Origin of the sequence: Flavobacterium sp. (genome assembly GCF_044361015.1) — a bacterium.
In the GTDB taxonomy this organism is placed as follows: domain Bacteria; phylum Bacteroidota; class Bacteroidia; order Flavobacteriales; family Flavobacteriaceae; genus Flavobacterium.
Window position 1 is genome coordinate 1 of record NZ_JBIKJL010000079.1, and the last position, 7,913, is coordinate 7,913.

A 7,913-nucleotide genomic window follows, 5' to 3' on the forward strand; every position below is an offset into this window, starting at 1 on the left:
AAAAGTTTATTTGTTGATTAAGCCATACGGAAGGATTAGGGCGGAATCGGGGGTTTGTGAATTGAAAATTGTTGTTTATGAGTCAATTTTTGAACCGTCCTGTTCAATACCTTCTGGGAATAGTTTTGCTTGTCTTTTTTTCATTTCTGAAGCTATCAAAGCACTTTGTCCACCTTGTGCTTCCAATTTTGAAATAATATTCACATAACTTTTTTTATCTCTGTTTTGGCTAAGTTTGAATACATTCTCAATGTTGTCTGCCTTAATCTCTAAGCCAACAATGGCTGGCATCATTTTGCTTAGATATTGGTCAGGAAGGTTGTCATAAAATGTTAATGATTGTGCATTACCTTTTTCAAACTTTAAAGTCAGTTTACGCATAAAGAGAATTAGTTCTTCGTCTGTCATAAAATTGACTTGACCGGCTATGTGAACACTCATATAATTCCAAGTAGAACCAATTTGAGGATTACTGTACCAAGAGGCACTTACATAACAACTCGGTCCAGTGAATAGCAAAAGTCCGTTTGGATTTTCAATAAAAGCCTTATGGTGGTCTGTGCTTCGCATAATGTGACCCTGCAAAAACAATTCGCCATTTCTTTCTTCAAGTAAAATTGGTATTTGTGTGGCTACTTGTTTACCTGATAAAAAACTACCTGTCATAAAAGCAAACGGGTTTTCTGCTATGAAGTCCAAAATTGTCTGCTGGTCTTTTTCTTTAAAATATGAAAAGTTGTACATATTTCTGTTTGTTTATCTATTTGTATTGGTCTCCTACAATGCCTACTAACTTATTAAATAGCCGGTTCAAACCTTCGCATATACACCCAGTTTTAGTTAAATTCGCAAATGTCTATTTCGTTTTATTCTTTCAAATATATAAAATAATTCTCCACAAATTCATAGCCCTAAATTGATTTAAAAAACAATAGCAACCCAATCAGGTTGCTATGCAATTTATTTTATGAATTAAAAAAGTCATTTAATTCACAAGTATTTTTTTAGTAACCGATTGATTATCGGCGGTCACTTTTAGAAAATAAAAACCTGTAGGTAAATTTTCAACCGTATAGGTATTATTAGTTCTAGTTGGTTTTTGAATTTGTTGCATCAATTGACCATTGATATTGATTAATTGAATTTCGTCCACTTCCATTTCAGAATCTATATTAATTCTTCTGTCATTGCTTGGATTTGGATAAAGGCTAAACTTAAAAGCAACCATTTGTGTAGTTGATAAAGTTCCCCAAATATCTTGAGCAGGAAGACCTCCCCAAATTTTTGTGGCTAAGTAAGGGTTATCAATAAACGGATTTCTATTTCCTTGACCGTAGGTATTATTTGCATTAGTTAAGTAGTTATTTCTATTTATTTCAGTTTGTGAAACCGGATCTTCCGCATTCCAAGTTAAAAATAAATCGATCATATCATCACCGGCATCTGCATTGGCTCCAACTCCAATATTTGAAGGTAAGCATTGATTCCCATAATGGAGATACATATACATAATGATTCTGGCTACATCACCTTTCCATTCATCACCTGGATACCAATTTGCACCGACAACAGTAGAATTTCCAGAACCGGTAGCATATTTTCGATTTGCTCTTGTGCCATTACGCTGAACGTCACAAGCACGTAGCATATGAGCGTCAGCTCCGGGACCACTTTGACCTAAGTCAGGTGTTCCAACAGATTGTGCATAAACGTGCTCTCTGTTCCACTGACCATTACTACCGCCATTATCATTTTTATTTCTGCTTAAGTCGTTGGTTACATCATCATCGGAACCATTTTCCCAACCATATACTAACAATACATTTGAAGAATTAGAAGGATCTAAATCAGTAATTTTTAAAGCATTCCAAACTTGAGAATAACTAAGTTCTTTGGTATGAGTAGTAATTATTAGTTGAGCTAATTGATTTTTGAGCGGTTGACCATTTAAACTAAAGTTAATTCCATTGTAATATGCTTGCTGAGAAAACCCAAGTGTTACAACTAATAACAATAAAATAGAGTAGATTTTTTTCATGTAATTATTCGTTTTTTCGTTCTAATAAGGCCATATAAAACCCATCAAAACCAGATTCGGAGGCTAGAATTTTTTTATCTTGTACAAAAGTAAAGTTTTTACCGTTTTCAGTAGTTAAGAAACGCTTAATTTGTTCTTGATTTTCAGAAGGTAGAATAGAACAGGTAGCATAAACCATTTTCCCACCCGGTTTTACAATTCGAGAGTAACTTTCTAAAACTTCTGCTTGCACTTTACGGATATTGTCTATGAATTCTGGTTGTAATTTCCATTTACTATCAGGATTTCTTTTTAAAACCCCTAAACCACTGCAAGGAGCATCAATTAATACACGATCAGCTTTTTCGTATAGTTTTTTAATTACTTTCGTAGAATCGATAATACGGTATTCAATATTAAAAGCCCCATTTCGTTTTGCTCGAAGTTTTAGCTGTTTTAATTTACTTTCATATAAGTCCATCGCAATTAACAACCCTTTGTTATCCATTAAGGATGCCATATGCAAGGTTTTTCCACCAGCACCAGCACAAGTGTCAACTACTTTCATTCCGGGTTTTACATCTAAAAACGCAGCTACAAGTTGTGAATTTGCATCTTGTACTTCAAATAAACCCTCTTTAAAAGCATCGGTTAAGAAAACATTTGCCCGCTCTTTTAAGACTAAGGCATCTGCTTGTTTTTCAAGGTAATCTGTTTCGATGTTTAAATCCATCAAGATTGCCCGTAATTTTTGTTTTGTTGTTTTTAAGGTATTCACTCTTAAAATAACTTGAGCCTGTTGGTTTTGAGCAGCAATTTCTTTCGACCAAAGTTCTTCTCCTAATTCTTTTACACCCATTTCATCCATCCAATCGGGAATAGATTCACGGTATTTTCTTATTTTGGATAATTCATCAAAACGCCCTTTGATTTTGCGTTGCGGAGTTCCTTCCAATTGTCTCCAATCAGGTATTGGGTAGCCTCTTAATACGGCCCAAGCGGCAAACATTCTCCATAAATCATCCCGATCGTAAGGTTCTTTTACTTGAGCAATTTCGCCATATAATCGTTTCCATCGAACAATTTCATAGATGGTTTCGGCCACAAATTTTCTATCGGAACTTCCCCAACGTTTGTCTTTTTTTAGTGCTCTAGCGACCACTTTATCGGCATATTCACCTTCGTTAAATATGGCATTCAAGGAATCAATTGTTGTGTAAACTAAATTTCTGTGTAATCTCATTTCAATAAAATAGCCTGCAAAGGTACTATTAATTATGAGTCAGTTAACTAATAAACGTTAAAAATTCAAAACCCGACGGAAAAATCCAATCGGGTTTTGAAAAAAACAAGTGTCGTTAGTGTTTGAGTTATGCTAATACATTTTCTAAACTTGGACCGGCATAAACCAATTTTCTACCTTCTTCTGTATCAGTATATTGTTCAAAGTTTTTGATATATCGAGCAGCTAAATCTTTGGCTTTTACTTCCCATTCTTCTTCTGATTTATAAGTGTCTCTTGGATCTAAAATGCCTTTATCAACATTAGGTAAAGAAGTTGGAACTGTTAAATTTAAGAAAGGAATATGTCTGGTTTCCATTTGATCGATTTCTCCACTGATAATGGCATCAATAATCGCACGAGTATTTTTCAAAGAAATTCTTTTTCCGGTACCATTCCATCCGGTATTTACTAAATATGCTTTTGCTCCGTGCTCTTTCATTTTTCCAATTAATGTTTTAGAGTACATGGTTGGATGTAAAGTTAAAAAAGCTTCACCGAATGCAGGTGAGAATGAAGGTTCAGGTGCAGTAATTCCTCTTTCTGTTCCTGCCAATTTGGAGGTATAACCACATAAGAAATGATATTGAGCTTGGTCTTCATCAAGAATAGAAACTGGAGGCAATACACCAAAGGCATCAGCAGAAAGGTAAATTATTTTTTTTGCATGACCTGCTTTTGATGGTAACACAATTTTATTGATGTGGTAAATTGGGTAAGAAACTCTAGAGTTTTCAGTAATTGTATGGTCATAATAATCTACTTCACCATATTCATTTACCACTACATTTTCTAATAAGGCATCCCGTTTTATTGCTCTCCAAATATCCGGTTCGTTTTCTTCACTAAGATCAATTACTTTAGCGTAGCAACCGCCCTCGTAATTAAATACTCCGTTATTGTCCCAGCCGTGTTCATCATCTCCAATTAAATAACGTTTTGGGTCGGCAGATAAAGTTGTTTTTCCTGTTCCTGATAATCCGAAGAATACCGCTACATCACCTTTTTCACCTACATTAGCAGAACAATGCATCGATGCCATTCCTTTTAGTGGAAGATAGTAATTCATCATGGCAAACATTCCTTTTTTCATCTCACCACCATACCAAGTACCACCAATAATTTGGATTTTCTCTGTTAAATTAAATACTACAAAGTTTTCAGAATTTAAACCGTGTTCTTTCCAATTTTGATTAGTCGTTTTAGAACCGTTCATGACAATAAAATCAGGTTCGCCAAAGTTTTCTAATTCATAGATAGAAGGGCGAATAAACATATTGGTTACAAAATGAGCCTGCCACGCTACTTCCATTACAAAACGTACTTTTAGTCTAGTGTCGGGGTTTGTGCCACAAAAGGCATCCACGACATATAATTTTTTGGAAGTGGAAAGTTGTTTTAAAACTAACGATTTTAATTCACTGTAAATCGCTTGAGAGGTGGGAAAATTTACTTTTTCATCCCAGTAAATAGTGTTTTTAGTAACATCATCTTTTACAATGTATCGATCTTTAGGTGAGCGACCTGTGAAAACGCCTGTTTTTACTGCAACAGCACCTGTATCGGTTAACGCTCCTTTTTCATATCCTTTTCTCATGTGAGAGGTTTCCGCTTGAAATAATTCTTCATAAGAAGGATTGTACACTACTTCATGGTAGCCGGTGATTCCCAAATCGTGAAGCTCTTGAATGACTTTGATATTTTTCATGGTTCTAAAAATTTATTTATTTAACGTCTTTTTTTATTTGATTATAACTTGAAATCTTATACTTCAAAGGTCATAAAATTTACATCCAATAAAGATGATAAATGTCATGAAATTTAGAAATCTACGAAAACGATTTCATTACTTTGTGTTGATTTATAAGTGATTACGAATGAGTAACTTTCCAATTTTATAATTTGAAAAAGTTTACTAAAACTATACTTAAAAGTACCAAAAAACATTCGTAATTTTGCAGTCGTTTAACTGATATTTAACTACTAAATAAAAACATATGAGTCAATTTGATGTTGCTATCATCGGTTCCGGTCCCGGAGGTTATGTGGCTGCCATTCGTTGTGCACAATTAGGATTTAAAACGGCTATTATCGAAAAATATTCGGTTTTAGGCGGAACTTGCTTAAATGTGGGATGTATTCCCTCTAAAGCTTTGCTTTCTTCCTCTCATCATTACCATGATGCAGTAGCTCATTTTGAAGAGCACGGTATCGAAGTGGGTAAAGTGAAAGTAAATCTGGAAAAAATGATAGCCCGAAAACAAGCCGTTGTTGATCAAACAACAGGTGGAATCAAGTTTTTGATGGATAAAAATAAAATTACTGTTTTTGAAGGAATTGGCTCGTTTGAAGATGCTACACATGTGAAAGTAACCAAAAATGATGGTTCCTCAGAAACAATTGAAGCCAAGTATTCAATCATTGCAACGGGTTCAAAACCATCGAATTTGCCATTTATCACGTTAGATAAAGAACGGGTAATCACTTCTACCGAAGCGTTAAAATTAAAAGAAGTTCCAAAGCATTTAGTAATTATTGGTGGTGGAGTAATCGGAATTGAATTAGGACAAGTGTATCTTCGATTAGGAGCACAAGTTTCGGTAGTGGAATTCATGGACCGTATTATTCCCGGAATGGATGCTTCCTTGTCGAAAGAACTGACCAAAGTGTTGAAAAAACAAGGAATGAAATTTTACACTTCACACAAAGTGAAATCGGTTGATCGAAAAGGAAAAACCGTAACTGTTGAAGCGGAAACTCCCAAAGGAGAAATTTTGTCTTTAGAAGGAGATTATTGCTTGGTTTCAGTAGGAAGAAGACCTTACACGGATGGTTTGAATGCCGAAAAAGCAGGAGTAAAAGTAACCGATAGAGGTCAGATTGAAGTAAACAATCATTTACAAACAACTGCTTCGAATATTTATGCGATTGGCGATGTGGTTCGTGGAGCGATGTTGGCTCATAAAGCTGAAGAAGAAGGTGTGCTGGTTGCCGAAATTTTAGCCGGACAAAAACCGCATATCGATTATAATTTGATTCCGGGTGTAGTGTATACTTGGCCGGAAGTTGCTGCTGTTGGAAAAACAGAAGAGCAATTAAAAGAAGAAGGAGTTGCTTTCAAATCGGGAAGTTTCCCATTTAAAGCTTTGGGACGAGCAAGAGCAGGTGGCGATACGGACGGATTTGTAAAAATCTTAGCCGATGCGAAAACCGATGAAGTGTTAGGCGTTCACATGATTGGCCCTCGTTGTGCCGATTTAATTGCTGAAGCTGTTACAGCAATGGAATTTAGAGCAAGTGCTGAAGATATTTCGAGAATGAGTCATGCTCACCCAACTTTTGCAGAAGCGGTTAAAGAAGCGGCTTTGGCGGCTACGGACAATCGTGCGTTGCATGTGTAATTAAAAATGATAATAAATTGAAAACCTGCTGAAAAAGCAGGTTTTTTTTGTTATCTGGGACTATCCCATTCTTTTTCAAATAAATCAATATATTGTGTATATTGTGAATTTGGTTTAGCATATTGTCTAGTTAACTTCGCCCATTCATCAAACTTTTTTCTGTTTTTAACTTTGAAATATCCTTGTGCCATATTTAAAGCCATTTCACTTTTTTCAAAATCATTATCAGACATTTTTATTCCTTTTAAATAGGTTCTTTCTGCTAAAGGTATTTTGTTTTGTCTAACATAAGCAAATCCTAATTCTCTAAAAAAATAATAATTTTTCGGATTATTACTTATAGCTTTTTCTAACAGAGTTATTGCTTTGTCATATTGCTTTAAGTGGTTATAAGCATAGGCCAATTCAAATTCTAGACCATCATAATGCGGATTGATTTTATATGCTTTTTCTAGATAAACTAAAGCTTTTTCACAGGCTCCAACATGATTGTATTGATACCCGTAATCTTTTAAAGCTTGGATACTTTCAGGATTTGAGGGTTCATAAATTTTTAACCAATCAGGAACAATTGATAATTCAAAACTTTCTATTATTTTATCCGGAATTATATACACATCAGAAGTTTTGTAAGGTTCTAATCTAGCTTTAATTGAACTTTCTTTTCCATTTGTATAATATTTGAATTTGCCATATTTGTCAATTACTACATTTCCTTCATAATTTAGAGTAAATCCTGCTTGCATATCAAGATAAATAAATCCAAAAATATGCGTACTATCGGCATCTTTTTTGGGAAAAATAACCCATTTATCTTTTGCATCATAATACTTCACATTGAATGCCGATTTATCACTTGTGTTTTGAGAAAATGAATTTTGAGTTAGAAAAAGCAAAATGAAAATAGAAAGTGATTTTTTCATGTATTAAATTTTTATTTATCAAATATAATAATTTTCTTTAGCTAATTTTGTGGTAAATTAAAATAATAACGAATGTCAACCCTCTTAGCCTTTGCCGGAAGTAATTCTTCCACCTCAATCAATCACGAATTAGTAACCTATTTGACTACTCAATTGAAAGAGTCAAAGTTTGAATTATTCAAATTGTCTAATATAGACTTGATTGTTTATAGTGAAGATGAACAACGAGATAATGGTTTTCCGTCGTCAATCAATCAAGTTTATAAGCATATTCAAGCATCTACCGGAAT

Annotated in this window: 7 protein-coding genes; 2 read left to right on the forward strand and 5 right to left on the reverse strand. The window is 34.3% G+C overall.

Features of this window, described 5'->3' with window-relative positions; genetic code table 11:
• Positions 1-75: 75 nt before the first annotated feature.
• The 4 genes from ACIQ2Z_RS12075 to pckA form a co-directional block, all read right to left on the reverse strand.
• On the reverse strand, positions 76-744 hold the full coding sequence (locus tag ACIQ2Z_RS12075; protein WP_396184414.1) for an FMN-binding negative transcriptional regulator: 669 nt from the start codon (positions 742-744) through the stop codon (positions 76-78).
• 241 nt (positions 745-985) lie between these two features.
• Positions 986-2,038 carry an endonuclease gene (locus ACIQ2Z_RS12080; RefSeq protein ID WP_396184416.1) on the reverse strand — a complete coding sequence of 351 codons (1,053 nt, stop codon included), beginning with the start codon at positions 2,036-2,038 and terminating at the stop codon, positions 986-988.
• A 4-nt stretch (positions 2,039-2,042) separates the two neighbouring features.
• A complete protein-coding gene (locus ACIQ2Z_RS12085; RefSeq protein ID WP_396184418.1) occupies positions 2,043-3,260 on the reverse strand; it encodes an RsmB/NOP family class I SAM-dependent RNA methyltransferase in 1,218 nt (405 codons plus the stop codon).
• Between the two features lie 127 nt (positions 3,261-3,387).
• Positions 3,388-5,007: a phosphoenolpyruvate carboxykinase (ATP) gene (gene pckA / locus ACIQ2Z_RS12090; RefSeq protein WP_396184420.1), complete on the reverse strand. Its 1,620-nt coding sequence runs from the start codon at positions 5,005-5,007 to the stop codon at positions 3,388-3,390.
• A gap of 289 nt (positions 5,008-5,296) precedes the next feature.
• Between pckA and lpdA the strand changes: the two genes are divergently transcribed.
• Positions 5,297-6,700 (forward strand): dihydrolipoyl dehydrogenase, encoded by a 1,404-nt coding sequence (gene lpdA / locus ACIQ2Z_RS12095; protein ID WP_396184421.1) that lies wholly within the window; start codon positions 5,297-5,299, stop codon positions 6,698-6,700.
• Positions 6,701-6,750: 50 nt separating this feature from the next.
• On the opposite strand, the gene ACIQ2Z_RS12100 is transcribed toward lpdA, so the two are convergent.
• Positions 6,751-7,623 (reverse strand): tetratricopeptide repeat protein, encoded by an 873-nt coding sequence (locus tag ACIQ2Z_RS12100; protein ID WP_396184423.1) that lies wholly within the window; start codon positions 7,621-7,623, stop codon positions 6,751-6,753.
• Positions 7,624-7,695: 72 nt separating this feature from the next.
• On the opposite strand from ACIQ2Z_RS12100, the gene ACIQ2Z_RS12105 reads away from it, so the two are divergent.
• Positions 7,696-7,913: NAD(P)H-dependent oxidoreductase (locus tag ACIQ2Z_RS12105; RefSeq protein WP_396184424.1), on the forward strand; the 218-nt coding region annotated here is incomplete at its 3' end.

What these genes read in the sequence shown, in the direction of transcription:
- ACIQ2Z_RS12100 (WP_396184423.1), bottom strand. Translation starts at nt 7,623, where the DNA reads ATGAAAAAATCACTTTCTATTTTCATTTTGCTTTTTCTAACTCAAAAT.
- pckA (WP_396184420.1), bottom strand. Translation starts at nt 5,007, where the DNA reads ATGAAAAATATCAAAGTCATTCAAGAGCTTCACGATTTGGGAATCACC.
- lpdA (WP_396184421.1), top strand. Translation starts at nt 5,297, where the DNA reads ATGAGTCAATTTGATGTTGCTATCATCGGTTCCGGTCCCGGAGGTTAT.
- ACIQ2Z_RS12080 (WP_396184416.1), bottom strand. Translation starts at nt 2,038, where the DNA reads ATGAAAAAAATCTACTCTATTTTATTGTTATTAGTTGTAACACTTGGG.
- ACIQ2Z_RS12075 (WP_396184414.1), bottom strand. Translation starts at nt 744, where the DNA reads ATGTACAACTTTTCATATTTTAAAGAAAAAGACCAGCAGACAATTTTG.
- ACIQ2Z_RS12085 (WP_396184418.1), bottom strand. Translation starts at nt 3,260, where the DNA reads ATGAGATTACACAGAAATTTAGTTTACACAACAATTGATTCCTTGAAT.